At 68.2% G+C, this 15,812-nt stretch carries 14 protein-coding genes and 1 pseudogene; 6 read left to right on the top strand and 9 right to left on the bottom strand.

Features of this window, described 5'->3' with window-relative positions:
• Positions 1-7: 7 nt before the first annotated feature.
• From MLGJGCBP_RS40890 to MLGJGCBP_RS40880, 3 genes are all read right to left on the bottom strand, one after another.
• On the bottom strand, positions 8-1,375 hold the full coding sequence (locus MLGJGCBP_RS40890; protein ID WP_160103132.1) for a PhoH family protein: 1,368 nt from the start codon (positions 1,373-1,375) through the stop codon (positions 8-10).
• Between the two features lie 309 nt (positions 1,376-1,684).
• A complete protein-coding gene (gene glyA, locus MLGJGCBP_RS40885; RefSeq protein ID WP_124389426.1) occupies positions 1,685-2,980 on the bottom strand; it encodes a serine hydroxymethyltransferase in 1,296 nt (431 codons plus the stop codon).
• 66 nt (positions 2,981-3,046) lie between these two features.
• Positions 3,047-4,267, bottom strand: a complete 1,221-nt coding sequence (locus MLGJGCBP_RS40880; protein WP_160103130.1) for a DUF885 domain-containing protein — start codon at positions 4,265-4,267, stop codon at positions 3,047-3,049.
• A 169-nt stretch (positions 4,268-4,436) separates the two neighbouring features.
• Between MLGJGCBP_RS40880 and coaA the strand changes: the two genes are divergently transcribed.
• A complete protein-coding gene (gene coaA, locus MLGJGCBP_RS40875; RefSeq protein ID WP_005238987.1) occupies positions 4,437-5,369 on the top strand; it encodes a type I pantothenate kinase in 933 nt (310 codons plus the stop codon).
• 40 nt (positions 5,370-5,409) lie between these two features.
• Here coaA and MLGJGCBP_RS40870 read toward each other — a convergent pair whose 3' ends face one another.
• Positions 5,410-6,177: an isoprenyl transferase gene (locus tag MLGJGCBP_RS40870; protein ID WP_124389423.1), complete on the bottom strand. Its 768-nt coding sequence runs from the start codon at positions 6,175-6,177 to the stop codon at positions 5,410-5,412.
• A 161-nt stretch (positions 6,178-6,338) separates the two neighbouring features.
• On the opposite strand from MLGJGCBP_RS40870, the gene trhA reads away from it, so the two are divergent.
• Positions 6,339-7,007 carry a PAQR family membrane homeostasis protein TrhA gene (gene trhA, locus MLGJGCBP_RS40865; protein WP_124389422.1) on the top strand — a complete coding sequence of 223 codons (669 nt, stop codon included), beginning with the start codon at positions 6,339-6,341 and terminating at the stop codon, positions 7,005-7,007.
• Positions 7,008-7,013: 6 nt separating this feature from the next.
• On the opposite strand, the gene MLGJGCBP_RS40860 is transcribed toward trhA, so the two are convergent.
• From MLGJGCBP_RS40860 to mca, 3 genes are read right to left on the bottom strand one after another with little or no spacing between them, the layout of a single operon-like run.
• Positions 7,014-9,029, bottom strand: a complete 2,016-nt coding sequence (locus MLGJGCBP_RS40860) for a thioredoxin domain-containing protein (RefSeq protein WP_160103128.1) — start codon at positions 9,027-9,029, stop codon at positions 7,014-7,016.
• Positions 9,030-9,046: 17 nt separating this feature from the next.
• Positions 9,047-9,364: a hypothetical protein gene (locus MLGJGCBP_RS40855; RefSeq protein WP_160103126.1), complete on the bottom strand. Its 318-nt coding sequence runs from the start codon at positions 9,362-9,364 to the stop codon at positions 9,047-9,049.
• Positions 9,361-10,239, bottom strand: coding sequence for a mycothiol conjugate amidase Mca (mca, locus tag MLGJGCBP_RS40850; protein ID WP_087555983.1), 879 nt, complete (start codon positions 10,237-10,239; stop codon positions 9,361-9,363). The genes MLGJGCBP_RS40855 and mca overlap by 4 nt, the downstream gene beginning before the upstream one ends.
• A gap of 190 nt (positions 10,240-10,429) precedes the next feature.
• Between mca and MLGJGCBP_RS40845 the strand changes: the two genes are divergently transcribed.
• Both MLGJGCBP_RS40845 and greA read left to right on the top strand, forming a co-directional pair.
• Positions 10,430-10,855, top strand: a complete 426-nt coding sequence (locus MLGJGCBP_RS40845; RefSeq protein WP_160103124.1) for a DUF4307 domain-containing protein — start codon at positions 10,430-10,432, stop codon at positions 10,853-10,855.
• 225 nt (positions 10,856-11,080) lie between these two features.
• Positions 11,081-11,575: a transcription elongation factor GreA gene (gene greA / locus MLGJGCBP_RS40840; RefSeq protein WP_005238978.1), complete on the top strand. Its 495-nt coding sequence runs from the start codon at positions 11,081-11,083 to the stop codon at positions 11,573-11,575.
• A gap of 80 nt (positions 11,576-11,655) precedes the next feature.
• Here greA and MLGJGCBP_RS40835 read toward each other — a convergent pair whose 3' ends face one another.
• Together MLGJGCBP_RS40835 and MLGJGCBP_RS40830 are read right to left on the bottom strand one after the other, a co-directional pair.
• Positions 11,656-13,005 (bottom strand): bifunctional lytic transglycosylase/C40 family peptidase, encoded by a 1,350-nt coding sequence (locus MLGJGCBP_RS40835; RefSeq protein WP_160103122.1) that lies wholly within the window; start codon positions 13,003-13,005, stop codon positions 11,656-11,658.
• A 146-nt stretch (positions 13,006-13,151) separates the two neighbouring features.
• Positions 13,152-15,044, bottom strand: coding sequence for a YecA family protein (locus MLGJGCBP_RS40830; RefSeq protein ID WP_160103120.1), 1,893 nt, complete (start codon positions 15,042-15,044; stop codon positions 13,152-13,154).
• Positions 15,045-15,164: 120 nt separating this feature from the next.
• On the opposite strand from MLGJGCBP_RS40830, the gene MLGJGCBP_RS40825 reads away from it, so the two are divergent.
• The gene (locus MLGJGCBP_RS40825) at positions 15,165-15,356 is read left to right on the top strand and encodes a hypothetical protein (RefSeq protein ID WP_009479096.1); all 192 of its coding nucleotides are present in this window, start codon (positions 15,165-15,167) and stop codon (positions 15,354-15,356) included.
• A 25-nt stretch (positions 15,357-15,381) separates the two neighbouring features.
• Positions 15,382-15,812: pseudogene (locus MLGJGCBP_RS40820) on the top strand (FAD:protein FMN transferase); the annotation flags it as partial.

Raw genomic sequence — 15,812 nt, 5'->3', positions numbered from 1 at the left:
CAGGCGCCTACGGCGTCGGCCCGAACTCCTCCAGCATCTCCGTCACCAGCGCCGCGATCGGCGAACGCTCACTGCGCGTCAACGTGATGTGCGCGAACAGCGGATGCCCCTTGAGCTTTTCGATCACCGCGGCCACACCGTCGTGACGTCCGACCCTCAGATTGTCACGCTGCGCGACGTCGTGAGTGAGGATCACCCGGGACCCGGTGCCCAGCCGGGACAGCACCGTGAGCAGCACGTTGCGTTCCAGCGACTGCGCCTCGTCCACGATCACGAACGAATCGTGCAGTGACCGCCCGCGAATATGCGTGAGCGGCAGCACTTCCAGCATGCCGCGGCTGATCACCTCGTCCATCACCTCGGTGCTGGCCAGTCCGTCGAGAGTGTCGAAGACCGCCTGGGCCCACGGACCCATCTTCTCGCTCTCGCTGCCCGGCAGATAGCCGAGCTCCTGGCCGCCCACCGCGTAGAGCGGCCGGAAGACAACGACTTTCCGCTGAGTACGACGCTCCAGCACCGCCTCCAGTCCCGCCGTCAACGCCAGCGCCGACTTGCCGGTGCCCGCCTTGCCGCCCAGCGACACGATGCCCACACTGTCGTCCAGCAGGATGTCGAGGGCGATCCGCTGCTCGGCCGAACGACCGTGCAGGCCGAACGCCTCCCGCTCCCCCCGCACCAGCTGCACCCGCTTGTCGGCGTTAACCCGGCCCAGCGCACTCGACGAACCACCCAGCAGCCGAATACCCGTGTGGCACGGAAGCTCCCGAGCCTCCTCCAGGTCGACGACGCCTTCGGAGAACAGTTCGTCGATCGACGAGGACGCCACATCCAACTCGGTCATACCCGTCCAACCCGACGGAACGACGTCGTGGGCGTGGTACTCGTCGGCGGGAAGACCCACCGCACCGGCCTTCACCCGCAGCGGGATGTCCTTGCTGACCAGGACGACGTCACCGCCCTCGGCCTCGAGGTTCAACGCGCAGGCCAGGATCCTCGAATCGTTGCTGTCCGTGCGGAATCCGACCGGCAGAAGCGACGGATCGGTGTGATTCAGCTCGACCTGCAGGGTGCCGCCGTCCGTGCCGATCGGCACGGGCTGGTCGAGTCGACCGTACTCGAGACGAAGGTCGTCGAGCATACGCAGCGATTCTCTTGCGAACCATCCCAACTCGTGGTGATGCCGCTTCCCTTCGAGCTCGCTGATCACGACGAGGGGAAGCACCACGCGGTGCTCGGCGAACCTGGTGACGGCCCAGGGGTCGGACAGCAGTACGGAGGTATCGAGTACGAACGTACGAAGTGCAGAATCCGAAGATTTCCTGGGGGCGACGGACGACTGTCCGGCGCGGGCTGAGACGGAGCGTGAAGCAGTCACGTTGGCTCCTAGGTCTGCGCGGCACCCACGCAAACTCGGTTCGCTGGACCGGTCCGTCCCTGGTGTGTCACCACACGAGGGCCGGGCGCCGGCCCCCTCGCACTGAGTGTGTCAGCCACGATCAGGACCTCCCGTACAAGCAACTTCCCCGCTGCCTGTTACCCCCGACGGTACTGCCAAACACGCCGATCGGCTGACCGAGCGGCGGGCGTGTCGGTGAACAACTGGTTACACGGAGAAGGCGCTTCGCGCCCGTGCGCCTTTCTGGTTGCTCCAGCTACCAAAAAGGCGCACGAGCGGCGGAGCCGCCTAAATCAGGCGCCAGTCCTCGAGACCCTCGTACAGCGGGAAGTCGGCGGCGAGCTTCGACACGCGAGCCTTCAGCGTCTCGACGTCGGACGCACCGGCGAGCGCGGTGCCGATGATGTCGGCAACCTCGGTGAACTGCTCGTCGCCGAATCCGCGCGACGCGAGCGCGGCCGTGCCGATCCGGAGGCCGGACGTGACCATCGGCGGGCGCGGATCGAACGGCACGGCGTTGCGGTTGACGGTGATGCCGACCTCGTGGAGGAGGTCCTCACCCTGCTGGCCGTCGAGCTGCGAGTTGCGCAGGTCGACGAGTACGAGGTGCACGTCGGTGCCGCCGGTGAGGACGCTGACGCCCTTGTCCACGACATCCGAGCCGGTCAGGCGCTCGGCGAGGATCTTCGCACCGGTGAGGGTGCGCTGCTGACGGTCCTTGAACTCCTCGGTACCTGCGATCTTCAGGGAGACGGCCTTCGCTGCGATGGCGTGCATCAGCGGCCCGCCCTGCTGGCCGGGGAACACGGCGGAGTTGAGCTTCTTCGCCCACTCCTGCTTGGCGAGGATCAGACCGGAGCGGGGTCCGCCGAGCGTCTTGTGGACGGTGCTGGACACGACGTCGGCGTAGGGCACGGGCGACGGGTGCAGCCCGGCCGCGACCAGGCCCGCGAAGTGCGCCATGTCGACCCACAGGTACGCGCCGACCTCGTCGGCGATGGACCGGAACGCGGCGAAGTCCTCGTGCCGCGGGTACGCGGACCAGCCGGCGACGATGACCTTCGGCTGCGCGGCGACGGCGATCTTGCGGACCTCGTCCATGTCGATGCGGTGGTCTTCCTTGCTGACCCCGTACGACTCGACGTCGTAGAGCTTGCCAGAGAAGTTCAGCTTCATGCCGTGTGTGAGGTGGCCGCCGTGCGCCAGGTCGAGGCCGAGGAGCTTCTCACCCGGGTTCATCAGGGCCATCAGGACCGCTGCGTTGGCCTGTGCGCCGGAGTGCGGCTGGACGTTCGCGAAGTCGGCGCCGAACAGTTCCTTCGCCCGGGTGCGGGCGAGGTCCTCGACTATGTCGACGTGCTCGCAGCCGCCGTAGTAGCGGCGACCCGGGTACCCTTCGGCGTACTTGTTGGTGAGGACGCTGCCCTGAGCCTGGAGGACGGCGCGGGGAACGAAGTTCTCCGAGGCGATCATCTCCAGCGTGTCGCGCTGACGGGCCAGCTCACCTGCCATGGCCTGGGCGACTTCGGGGTCGAGTTCGGCGAGGGGGGCCGTGTTGACGTCGGTACCGGGCACAGCGGTCATCGAGGAATCTCCAAGCTGGATGCGGAAGCGAATGCTCCCAGTCTACGAACTACCCGTGAGGACTTCCTAACCGCCCGCGGTGAGGTACCCCTCACCGGCACGCAGGACGCTGGGAACGAGCGGCTCGTCGAGCAGTCGGCGGAACCGTTCCGACCGCTCGGCGCCGACCGGCACCTCCGCCAGCCAGCCCCCGAGCAGCCGGTACCCCTCCACGTAGGTGCTGGTATACGCCCGCCACAGCGGCGAGGACAGGAAGCGCAGCGACTGCCGGGCCCGCTCCGGGGTCGACAGGCTCCACCGCTGCAGGAACGCCGCGACGTCGTCGTGGCTGCGGCCCTCGTCGTGCAGCATCATCGCCGCGTCCTGCCGGACCCCGAGCAACTGTCCGGACGCACCGGACAGGCGTTGCGCCTGCTCACCGTCGAATCGCAGACCGAGGTCGGCGTAGATTTCCTGCGCCCACAGCCCCCAGTCGGACCCGACGATCGCTTCGAGCGCGAGGTCCGCGAGGCCCTCGGCCATCAGGCACTGCGGGGTGTTGACGACGAACAGCGTCTGCTCGAGTTGGCCCGCGCCGACGAGTCCGGCTTCCTTCCGGCAGTGCTCGGTGTGGTGACCGGGGTACGACTCGTGCGCGATCAGCCGCGGCAGGTTCGCCATGTGCTGCTCGAGGTCGGAGTTGATCGCGACCTTCGAGCGGTAGTCGCCGAGGTAGTAGTTGAACCCGGACCACGGCTTGTCGCCCACCACCTCGTACTCCACCACCTCGGAGTCGGGCAGCGCGTAGTGCTGCCGCACCAGGTCGCGCAGGGCGCTGGAGAAGGCGTCGACGCATTCCTGCAACCGGTCGGCGGGAATCGCGTCCTTCGCGCGGTGGACCCGGATGCGTTCGGCCAGCGGCCCCGGTCCGGGCAGCACGGCGTCCATCTTCCGGTGCGCCTCCCGGTACTGCTCCTCGTCACCGCGTTCGATGCGGACGTCGAAGTACGCCTCGACCTCGTCGACGAAGCCGACGTCGTCACCCGCGAATTTGCGCCCCGAGCATTCGAGGGCGCGCAGGTGGACGTCGACGAACCGGGTCCGTTCCTCGGACAGTCCCGCCGACGGCAACTCCGCGCGGAGGTTCGCCGCCGTGCGGGCGAGATCCCGGGGATCGGGCTTCGGTGCGTTCTCCACCTGCCTGCGCAGCGCGGGATCGCCGGTGTACGCGTCGACGAATCCCTCCTCCAGCCGGTCGAAACCCAGCCCGAGCAGCAAGTATTCGCGAATGAACGAATCGGATTCCATGCCGTCCGACCTTAGTCGCAGACGCGTCTGCCTGACCCGCCGACAGCGCAGCCTGTGGCACCAAGCACAATCCGACTATGCAACCGCTACTCGCCAGCGCAACGACGACGGCAGAGATTCTGGGCACGGACCGCTCACTCCCCCGTGTACCCGAGTGTGAGCGGAACTGATGGCGCGGACGAGCGAGTCCAGTCCGTACGTCGAATTCGACCGGAAGCAGTGGCGCACACTGCGTAAGTCGACGCCGCTCGTCCTCACCGAGGAAGAGCTGTACGGACTGCGTGGCCTCGGCGAGCAGATCGACCTCGAAGAGGTCGCGGAGGTCTACCTGCCGCTGTCGCGTCTCATCCACCTGCAGGTCGCGGCCCGGCAGCGACTGTTCGCCGCGACCGCGACCTTCCTCGGCGAAAAGCATCCCGACCAGCAGGTGCCGTTCGTGATCGGCGTGGCAGGCAGCGTGGCGGTCGGCAAGTCCACCACGGCGCGTGTCCTCCAGGCGCTCCTCGCGCGCTGGGAGCACCATCCCCGTGTCGACCTGGTGACGACGGACGGCTTCCTGTACCCGACGGCCGAGTTGAACCGCCGCGGGATCATGCACCGCAAGGGCTTTCCCGAGAGTTACGACCGCCGCAAGCTGCTGCGCTTCGTCACCGAGGTGAAGTCGGGGGCCGAAGAAGTGGCCGCGCCGGTCTATTCGCACATCTCGTACGACATCATCCCCGGTCAGTACCACCTGATCCGGCAGCCGGACATCCTCATCATCGAGGGTCTCAACGTGCTGCAGACCGGTCCGCGGCTGATGGTGTCGGACCTGTTCGACTTCTCGATCTACGTCGACGCCCGGATCGAGGACATCGAGAACTGGTACATCCAGCGCTTTCTCGCGCTGCGGAAGACGTCGTTCTCCGACCCCGACGCGCATTTCCACCACTACGCCGGACTGTCCGACCGGGACGCGACGTCTGCCGCGCAGGAGATCTGGCACAACATCAACCGGCCGAATCTGGTGGAGAACATCCTGCCGACGCGGCCGCGCGCGACGCTCGTGCTGCGCAAGGATGCCAATCATTCGATCAATCGGCTGCGTCTGCGCAAGCTGTAGGTGAGTGGCGAAGTGTCCTCCGGCACGCTTCGCCGCTCACCTACACGCCGAAGCGGCGGTGCCGGGCGGCGTAGTCACGCAGCGCCCGGAGGAAGTCGACGCGGCGGAACTCCGGCCAGTACGCCTCCGTGAACCAGATCTCGGAGTACGCGCTCTGCCACAGCAGGAACCCCGACAGCCGCTGTTCCCCCGACGTGCGGATCACGAGGTCGGGGTCGGGCTGGCCGGACGTGTAGAGATGGCCGTCGATGCCGTCGATGGTGATCGATTTCACGAGTTCGTCACCCGCCAACCCGGCGAGGAGTTTCTCGCTGAGCAGCGACTGCACGGCGTCGGCGATCTCCTGGCGCCCGCCGTAGCCGATCGCGACGTTGACGTGGGTGCCGGTGCGACCCTCGGTTCCGGCGGCCGCGTCCCGCAGGCGGCGGGACTGTTCGGCGGGCAGGAGGTCGAGGGCGCCGACGATCTTGACGCTCCAGTTCTTGTCCGGTCCGGAGATCTCCTCGACGACGTCGGTGATGATCTCGAGCAGGGTGTCGAGTTCCTCGGGGTCGCGGCGCAGGTTCTCGGTGGACAGCAGGTAGATGGTGGCCATCTCGATGCCCGCGGCGTCGCACCAGCCGAGCATCTCGGAGATCTTGAGGGCGCCCATGCGGTGGCCGTGGCTGACGTCCTCGAAGCCGTTCTCCCGGGCCCACCGCCGGTTGCCGTCGCACATCACGGCTATGTGCCGGGGGTGCTGTAGACCGTCGAGCCGCTTCAGTAGCCGACGCTCGTAGATGCTGTACAGCAGTCCTCGCGCACTCACCTGGAGATCACCATGACAGGCAAGACTACGCCGCGGCCGTAGGTGATCCGCGACGGCCGTCACACAGCGCACGACTTCCTGCTACCGACGGGTACGCTCTCACCACAAGCTAACCTACGGTTGCGTAGGTTAGCGCCACGCACAGCGAGAAGAGGTGTTCAGTGACCGCTTTCGGCCTCGACGAACTACCCGTCAAGCCCCGACTGCGAGGGTGGATCCACCTGTGGGCGTTCGGCGTCTCCGTGATCGCCGGCCTCGTCCTCGTCACGCTGTCGGGCACGCAGGTGTCCGGGGAAGCAGCGCTCGCCACCGCCGTCTACAGCCTCACGGTGTGCGGCGTGTTCGGGGTCAGCGCCACCTACCACCGCATCCACTGGAACACCGTCGCCGCCCGTACGTGGATGAAGCGGGCGGACCATTCGATGATCTTCCTGTTCATCGCTGGCAGCTACACGCCGTTCGCGGTGCTGGGTCTGCCGCCCGACACGGGCCGGACGCTGCTGATCGTCGTGTGGGCGGGGGCGCTCGCCGGGGTCGCGCTGAAGATGCTGTGGCCGACGGCGCCGCGCTGGGTCGGGGTACCGCTGTACCTGCTGCTCGGCTGGGCCATCGTCCCGGTGGCACCCGAACTGACGCACGAGGTGGGCGTCCTCCCGATGCTGCTGCTGCTGATCGGCGGCATCCTGTACTCGGTCGGGGCGATCCTCTACGCCACCAAGTGGCCCAACCCGTGGCCCACCACGTTCGGGCATCACGAGTTCTTCCACGCCGCCACCGTCATCGCGGCGCTGTGCCACTACATCGCCGTGTGGCTGGTGGTGTTCCGGTAGTCCGGACTACCGGCTCAACGCGGCGGCGAGATCCTCGGCCGTCGACACCGGGCGGTCGCACACGAACCCGCGGCACACGTACGCCGCCGACAGACCGCCGACCAGCGGCCGGTCGGCGAGCAGCGGGGACGAGTCCGGTTCGCCGCCGACCACGACGGCACCACCGGGAGCGAGCCTGCGCGCCTCCCGCAGCAGCGCGGAATCGCCGTCGGTGGCCACCGCCACCTGGATCGGGCCGCGCACCGAGGCCTCGGCCACCGCGAGCCAGTGCCCGGCCGATCGCGGTGCGCGCTCCAGCAACAGCGCCACCCGGTCGAGCGATGCGGCGGCCGCGGTCGCGTACCGGCCCGAGGCGTCCGCATCGGCCACCGCGGCCGCGGTGAGCAGCGCCTCGGCCAGGCACGACGCCCCGGACGGCGTCGCACCGTCGACCGGGTCGCGGGGACGGGTCACGAGGGTTTCGGCGTCGTCGGCGGTGTCGAACCAGCTGCCCGGCCGCTCGTCGTCGGCGAAATGGATCAGTGCGCGGTCGAGCAGCGACTGCGCGTGCGACAGCCATTCGGTGCCGCCGGTCGCCTGATACAACGCGAGCAGCCCCGTCGCCAGGCAGGCGTAGTCCTCGAGCACCCCGGCCGGCTCGCCCACCGACGCTCCCAGGGACGCCCGCCGCAGCCGGCCGTCCACGACGTGCAGGTCCAGCACCGCACGCGCGCACGCGGCGGCAGCGTCCACCCATTCCGGTCTGCCGAGTCCGGCGCCTGCCTCGGCCAGTGCGGTGATCGCGAGGCCGTTCCAGGCGGTGACCACCTTGTCGTCGCGGCCCGGCTGCGGCCGCGTCGCACGCCGGGCGAGCAGGGTGTCCCGGATCCGGCGCCAACGATCCCAGTCGTCGGGGTCACGCGGGAGTTGCAGGACCGACGCGCCCGCCTCGAACGTCCCGTCCGCGGTCACCGCGAACACCCGGGCCGCCCACTCGCCGTCGTCCGGTCCGAGGACATCGACGAGTTGCTCCGGGGTCCACACGTACGTGAGTCCCTCGACGCCCTCGGTGTCGGCGTCGAGGGCGGACGCGAACGACCCGTTTTCCGTGCGCAGATCGCGCAGCAGGAATTCGACGGTCTCCTCGGTGACGCGGACGGCCAGGTCCGAGCCCGTCCGACGGCCCAGGTGTGCGTAGGCGCGCAGCAGCTGGGCGTTGTCGTAGAGCATCTTCTCGAAATGCGGCACCACCCACGCGGCGTCGACCGAATAGCGGGCGAAGCCGCCGCCGAGCTGGTCGTAGATTCCGCCGCGCGCCATCGCCGAGGCCGTTCGCGTCACGACGCCGAGCACGTCGGCGTCGCCGGACCGCTCGTACGTGCGCAGCAGGCCTTCCATCAGCGCGGACGGCGGGAACTTGGGGGCTCCCCCGAACCCGCCGCGTTCGGCGTCCTCGTCCCGCAGCACGGTCCCGGCGGCCGCATCCAGCAGGGCCGCGGTCACCCGGACGTCACCTTCGGGAACGCCCCCGGCCCCGCGCCGCAGTTCCGCGACCACCGACGCGGCCGCCTCGTCGACGTCGCCGCGGCGGTCCCGCCACGTGTCGGCGATGGCTCCCAGCAGCTGGGTGAACGACGGCATCCCGCCGCGCGGCTCGGCCGGGTAATAGGTGCCGCAGTAGAACGGGGCCCCGTCCGGGGTGAGGAAACACGTCATCGGCCAGCCGCCCTGGCCGGTCATCGCGACCGTGGCGTTCATGTACACGGCGTCGAGGTCGGGACGCTCCTCGCGGTCGACCTTGACGCACACGAAATGCTCGTTCATCAGCGACGCCACCGCCTCGTCCTCGAAGGACTCGTGGGCCATCACGTGGCACCAGTGACACGCCGAGTATCCGATCGACAGCAGGATCGGGACGTCCCGTTCCCGCGCCCACTCGGTCGCCTCGGGACCCCACTGCTGCCAGTGCACCGGGTTGTCGGCGTGCTGTCGCAGATAGGGGCTGGTGGACCCACCGAGCGTGTTGCGTTCGCGTGGGTCCATGTCCAGCTCCTGTTCGACTACTTCTGCAGGTTCGGCGGGGTGTCCGTGGGCTTCGGCGGTTCGGTCTTGCCCGCGCCGCCGTGGATCGCGCCGCGGTCGGTGCCCTCGTCCACTTCCTGGTCCGGTTCGGGGTGTTCCGGCTCGAACGTCTCGGGCAGGTTCTTGAGCTTCTTGTTCATCGACCGCACCAGCAACACCACGCCCGCGAGCAGCGCGAGAATGACGACGAGGCCGATGGGCGACGCCTTGCCGAACTCGGGACCGGACGGGGTACTCGGCGTCTGCGCGAGGATGTCCGCCGCGCCGGCCACGATGTTCACCGTCAACGCATTCACTGCTGTCCGTCCTCGTGGATGCCTGCGAACAGATCGCTCTCCGGGATGGAGGTGGTGACCCGCGTCTTGGCGAGCTCGAATTCCTCGGTCGGCCAGATCTTCTGCTGGATCTCGAGCGGAACCGCGAAGAACGAGCCGTTCGGGTCGATCTGCGTCGCGTGGGCCCGCAACGCGTCGTCACGCTGCGGGAAATAGTCGCCACACGTGATCTGGGTGGTGACACGGGCCATCAGATCACCCTGCTCGGTCTTCCACTTCTTGAGCCACTCGGCCATCGGGAATTCTTCGCCGCGGCGGTCGTATTCCTCCTGGAACTGCAGGAGACGCTTCCGGATGAAGCCGTGCGAGTAGTAGACCTTCTGCACCTTCCACGGCTCTCCGGCGTCAGGGAACTGCTCGGGGTCGGCGGCGGCCTCGTAGGCGGCCATCGACACCTCATGGCAGCGGATGTGATCGGGGTGCGGGTACCCGCCGTTCTCGTCGTACGTGGTCATGACGTGCGGACGGAACTCGCGGATGACGCGCACCAGCGCCTCGGTCGACTCCTCGAGCGGAACGAGCGCGAAGCAGCCCTCCGGCAGCGGCGGCTTCGGGTCGCCCTCCGGCAGTCCGGAGTCCACGAATCCCAGCCACTGGTGCTGGACTCCGAGGATGCGGGCGGCCTCGGCCATCTCCTCGATGCGCACCTCGTGGATGCGGTCCCTCACCCCGGGCACGTCCATCGCGGGGTTGAGGATGTCGCCACGTTCACCACCGGTCAACGTCACGACCTTCACTTCGTTGCCCTCTGCGGCGTAACGGGCCGTTGTCGCCGCACCCTTGCTCGACTCGTCGTCGGGATGCGCATGGACGGCCATGAGCCGGAATCCGCTCACGTATTCGTTCACCTCAACTTCGCCAGTAGCCGTTGCCGGCTTGTCCGTGTCGCGCGCTCTCGCCTCCGCCATCGCTGACGGCGCACCGACGCACGTCCTCTATAGTTCCACCCGAGAGTTCCGCTTGCAGCCGTGCCCCCGCTCGAGTGCTGTGAGTTACGTGGAACCGGAGCGGTACGAGAGTTGAGAGATGACGAGAACGCTTCCCCCGGGCCGATACACAGCCGCGGCAAAGCCTGCGCGCCCGAAGCGCTGGCTCGTGTGGGCGCTCTCCGCGGCGGTCGTCGTCGTCGGCGTGATCGTGGCGTTCGTCGCATACGAGAAGTTCGCCGTCTCCGAGATCGACAGTGAAGCCACGTCGTTCGATCTGGTGAGTGGGTCGCAGCTCGACATCACGTTCACCGTCACCCGGGAGGATCCGTCGCGGGCCGCGGTGTGCATCGTCCGCTCCCGCTCCAAGGACGGTTCCGAGACCGGCAGGCGCGAGGTCTACATCGCCGGCGGCGACAGCCAGACGGTGAAAGTCACCGCTCCCGTCTACACGTCGCGACCCCCTGCGATGGGCGACATTTACGGCTGCAGCCTGGACGTTCCGGCCTATCTGACCGGCGGCTGACACCCGCGCAGCCGAGCGACCGTTCGGATTATTCGGGGTTTGCGCTCCCCGATCGTGCTAGAATCGCCTGGTACACGGTTCCGTTTGGAACCGTGTATTGCTGCATTGGCGGCAAGGCGGAAGACGAACGGCCACGGCCGTCGAATCCGCCGAGCCGTTGATCACTGCTGTTGCAGTGGTCTGTCGAGGGAGCCCGGCGGCTCCAACTACGAGGGAGTGATCGAGATGACCGAGACCCAGGTGACCTGGCTGACCCAGGAGTCACATGACAGGCTCAAGAGCGAACTCGACCAGCTCATTGCCAATCGTCCGGTCATCGCCGCCGAGATCAACGAGCGTCGCGAAGAGGGCGATCTGAAGGAGAACGGCGGCTACCACGCGGCCCGCGAAGAGCAGGGTCAGCAGGAAGCCCGCATCCGTCAGCTCCAGGAACTGCTGAACAGCGCGAAGGTCGGCGAGGCCCCCACCCAGTCCGGTGTCGCACTGCCCGGTTCCGTGGTGAAGGTCTACTACGACGGCGACGAGAAGGACACCGAGACGTTCCTGATCGCGACCCGCGAAGAGGGTGCACGCGACAACAAACTCGAGGTGTACTCGCCCAACTCCCCGCTGGGTGGCGCGCTGCTCGAGGCGAAGGTCGGCGAGACCCGCGAATACACGCTGCCCAACGGCAGCAGCATGAAGGTGACGCTCGTCAGCGCGGAGCCGTACCACAGCTGATCTCGGATCAACCGCCGAAAACTCCGGTCCGGGCCCAGTGCCCGGGCCGGAGTTTTCTGCATCGAGCCCGGTGGATGTGATCAGAAGACCCGCCGGGCCTTCATGTCGGCGAACACGGGACCGATGCGCACCACGTCGCCCGTCGTCGGGGCGTGCAGCATCTGGCCGTTTCCGACGTAGATCGCCACGTGACCCGGCCCACCCGACTGCCAGTTGCCGAACAGCAGGTCTCCGGGCCGGGCCTCCGACAGCGGCACCTCCACACCGACGTTCCACTGCGTTTCCGACGTGCGGGGCAGTTTGACGCCGGTGGCGGCGTACACGGCGAACGAGGTCAGCCCCGAGCAGTCGAACCCGCCGCCGGACGGACCGTTGATGTTGCCGCCGCCCCACACGTACGGCAGGCCGATGAACCGCATGGCCGCCTCCACGACGCGGCTCGTGTCACCGGCGGCCGCACCGTAGAAGAACGGCGACAGCATCCGCGAGAACGAATCCTCGAGGGATCGGATGCGTGCGACGTACGGCTGCGTTTCGTGCTCGTAGTCGAACTTGCCGGCGGGCATGCCCCCGGCGGTCCGGACCGCACCCCCACCGGCGTTGTAGGCGGCGATCGTGAGATCGAGGGTGTCGCCCTTGACCACACCCTCCTTCTTCCACCCGTCGATCTGCCCGAACAGGTCGCACAGCATCTGACCGGACGCCATCATCGGGTCGGCGACGCCGTTGATGTCGACCTTGCCGTCGCCGTCCGCGTCCTTGCCGTACTTGGCCCAGGTGTCGGGCATGAACTGGCCGGGGCCGCGGGCACCCGCGCGGGACACCGGTGACGTCGCGCCGTAGCGGAACCCGTTCTCGACCGAGTACAGGGCCGCCAGTGTCGGCGGCTTGATGCCCTCGCACAGCGATCCGGCCTTGCGGATCCACGGCGCGAAGACGGCGATGGCGCCGACGGGCGCGAGCGAGACACCGGGAAACCCGGCGGGGACGGACGGGATCAGCGATCCGAGTCCGCTGATGAGCGCCGGTACGCCCGGCAGAGCGGCGAGGCCCCCGATCGCGGTTCCGACGTCGGGGGCACTCATCACGGGCGGCTGGTCGAGCGGGGTGTCCGGCAGGGCCAGCGGCGGAACCGGGGCAGGCGGCGGCGCCGCCTCGACGGCGGGCGGCGGCGGAATGTAGGGGTCGGTTGCCTGCTTCACGACATCCGAGGCCTGCGCCACCATCTGCTCGGCCTGCGCACGGGCCGGATCCGGGAGGGTTGATATTGCGTCGTTTACCTGTTTCTGAACGTCGGGTGAGGCCTGCTCGACCACCTGAATTGCTTCTGCTGCCTGATCTTTCACCGGCTGCGGTATGTCCGCTCCCTGAACGATGGCCCCCGCTGCGGTGGTGATCGCCACGATGATCGCCGCTGCATCAACTGACATACGTGCGCTCCTCCTCCTCGGTGCACCTAACCGAGTGAGTTCACGTTACGACGGGGCACAGCAGATGCGAGGCGATTCTGCGGGATTGATCCGTTTCCTACCGTGACCTGCGGGAGAGCGGCACCCGGCGAATCCCGCCGCCCTGATCACCCACTCGCCGGCACGAAACGTTCGCTGAGGATCTCGACCAGGTAGGCCGGATCCGTGGTTTCGTCGTCCAGCGCCGCGAGCAGCGACGCGCGGTGAGCCTGCGAGATCGGTTCGATTCCGCCGAAGATCTGCCACGTGTCCCCCGCCGGGACGACGCGGGCACAGATCAGATTCCCGGCGTGCAGTTGGTGACTTGCGGTGACTTCCCGGATGTCGCGGCGGTCGCCGGTGCGCAGGTCCCGCAGTGTCAGACCCTCGCCCGCCCGGACCTCCTCCACCTCGTGCAGCGACCGTTCGACTTCCTGCCACTGCCGCGCGAGTGCGAACTCGTCCGGGGGCAGCAGATCTCCGCGGCATTCGACGAAGTCGGCGAACGCACCGCCCTCGAAGAGAGCGATGTCTGCGACCAGCGGATCCTCCAATGCCTGGTACAACGCTGCGTCGCCCGCCCAGTTCTCGGAACGGATCTCGGCGTACTCGACGATCTGATCGCGCCAGCCGAGTTCCTGCGCGTGCAACTTCGCCTTCTGGTACAGCCATCCGGCCCGCTCGGACAACGCATGATCACCCTTGCCGAGGTGGCACGTCTTGTACTTCCGTCCCGACCCGCACCAGCAGGGATGATTGCGGCCCAGCCCGGGCCGCGGCGTCGGCTGAAAGTATTCGAGCACCGCGTGCAGCGGCTCCGCGTCCCCGCCGGCCATCCGGTTCAGCAACGACAGCCCGCGGACGGCATCGCCGCGATCCGAGGCGAAACGGGCAAGGTCGAACAGAGCGAGGTCGAACGCTCCGTCCAGGACGAGCGCGCGTTCGTAGTGTTCTTCGGCCTGTTTCGGGAAGCCCTGCATCTCGGTGGCCCGGCCGGCGATCCACGACGCGGCGGCTTTCACGTCGCGCGGTCCCGACGCGAGCAGCCGATCCGCGGCGAGCAGGAGTACCTCGGGATCGACGTCCAAGTCGAACAACTCCTGAGCGGCGACTTCCATGACAACCGGATCGGCGAGGGCGGCGTACAGCTCCGGCTTGTCGAAGAACCTCGCCTGGATGTCCTGGTTCTCGTCTTCCTCGAGAGCCGTGACCAGCGACACCAGCATGGCGACGGCCACCGCCGCATCCATCGGCACCCCGAGCTCGTCGGCGTACACGCCGATCATCAGGTCCCGGGCGTAGACCTCGAAATCGAATCCGCGAGCCGCGACGAGTTGCCCCGACCGGTCCAAGCCGGCGGCCTCGACTATGTCCGCCAACGGCAGCGTCGGCACGGTGAACGCCGCCGGATCGTCGACCAGGAGGTGCCAGACCTCCTCCTCGAGGTCGAGCACCGACGTCTCGCTCAGCCGACGAGTGAGCCGCAGCGCAAGGTCGGGAGCGTCCTCGACCGGCTCGCCGACGAAGTCCAGGCGCACTCCGCTGTCCGTGGCGATCACCGCCAGGAGATCCCCCGGAGAACACTGCGCGAGGGTGCCCCGGGGAAGGACGAGCACCTCCTCCTCCGACCAGCTCTCGCCGTCGACCCCTCGCGCGGCCAGTTCGTCGGCCTCGTCCTCGAAGAACACGACCTCGAAGCCGTCGACGTCGGGGTCCCCGGATGCGAGGTGCAGGAGTGAGCCGAAATCGTCCGGCTCCACGACGTCGGCCGCGATCTCCTCCGCGGTGAGGCGGTGCGTGAGGACGCGTCCCGCGAGCAGAATGTCGAGCGCCACCCGTCGGTCGTCGGGAAGGGTTCCGAGAAGTGGCGCGTCGAACTCCTCCACGTAGTCGATCAGGTCGTCGACACCTCCCCAACCCGAATTCGCAAGCGCGGCTGCCAGCTCCCGGTCGGACAGCGGGCCGCGCTCCCGCAGCACACTCAGAGCGGCGTCGAGCAGTTCGTCATGGTCCGCGATCACGGATCCGATCGTAGTGACGACTCCGTCACTACGGTGGCCGTCGGGCACGACTGGCCACTCGGCGCGGAGAGTCAGATTCTTCCCAGGTTGTTCTAAGGTTCGTCGGGGAAGCTGGTCGGCATGAGTGAAGACCGACGGATTTCCCGCCTGCTTCCCGTTCGCCGCGTCTTGGCGGCAGCCGGAATCGCCGGACTGGTCGCCGGTGGCGGTATGGCGGCGGCCGCAGATCCCGCGACCCCCGATTCGACGGTGGCGGCGCCCCTCGTCTCGGCCGGATTCGGCGCACCGGACGCCGTGTCCAGCGGTTCCTGAGATTCCGCCACCGGAGAACCACCACATGACCGGCGCACGCAGCGCAACCGAATGGTCCACCTGGGGTGTGCACGCACGGATCGTCGTCACCGACCCCGACGCCCTGAGCTCGGCGTCGAACCTGATCCGCGGTTACCTCGCGGCCGCCGACGCCGCCGTCAACCGCGACCGCGCGGACGCCGAGATCCGCGCGCTCGACGAGGGCCCGAACACGGTGACCCCGATGTTCGCGCGGTTCCTCACCGACGCCCTCGCCGCAGCGCGCACCACGGACGGCGCCCTCGACCCCACGGTGTCGGCGCCCGCACCCCACTCGTGGCGGTCGATCACCGTCGACGGCACCGAGGTCACGCTGCCTGTCGGGGTGGAACTCGACCTGACGGCCACCGCGCGGGCGAGTTCCGCCGACCACTGCGCGTCGACGACGGCGGAGTTGCTCGGGTGCGGCGTCCTGGT

The organism is Rhodococcus sp. T7 (genome assembly GCF_009872365.1).
Lineage (GTDB): Bacteria > Actinomycetota > Actinomycetes > Mycobacteriales > Mycobacteriaceae > Rhodococcus_F.
Note: the sequence above shows the minus strand (reverse complement) of the source record. Positions and strands in the feature narration are given on the sequence as shown.

Bases quoted from the DNA above. Each gene is read 5' to 3' on its own strand.
- MLGJGCBP_RS40880 (WP_160103130.1), bottom strand. From the start codon at position 4,267: ATGGAATCCGATTCGTTCATTCGCGAATACTTGCTGCTCGGGCTGGGT.
- MLGJGCBP_RS40860 (WP_160103128.1), bottom strand. From the start codon at position 9,029: ATGGACCCACGCGAACGCAACACGCTCGGTGGGTCCACCAGCCCCTAT.
- MLGJGCBP_RS40835 (WP_160103122.1), bottom strand. From the start codon at position 13,005: ATGTCAGTTGATGCAGCGGCGATCATCGTGGCGATCACCACCGCAGCG.
- coaA (WP_005238987.1), top strand. From the start codon at position 4,437: ATGGCGCGGACGAGCGAGTCCAGTCCGTACGTCGAATTCGACCGGAAG.
- MLGJGCBP_RS40825 (WP_009479096.1), top strand. From the start codon at position 15,165: ATGAGTGAAGACCGACGGATTTCCCGCCTGCTTCCCGTTCGCCGCGTC.
- greA (WP_005238978.1), top strand. From the start codon at position 11,081: ATGACCGAGACCCAGGTGACCTGGCTGACCCAGGAGTCACATGACAGG.
- MLGJGCBP_RS40845 (WP_160103124.1), top strand. From the start codon at position 10,430: ATGACGAGAACGCTTCCCCCGGGCCGATACACAGCCGCGGCAAAGCCT.
- glyA (WP_124389426.1), bottom strand. From the start codon at position 2,980: ATGACCGCTGTGCCCGGTACCGACGTCAACACGGCCCCCCTCGCCGAA.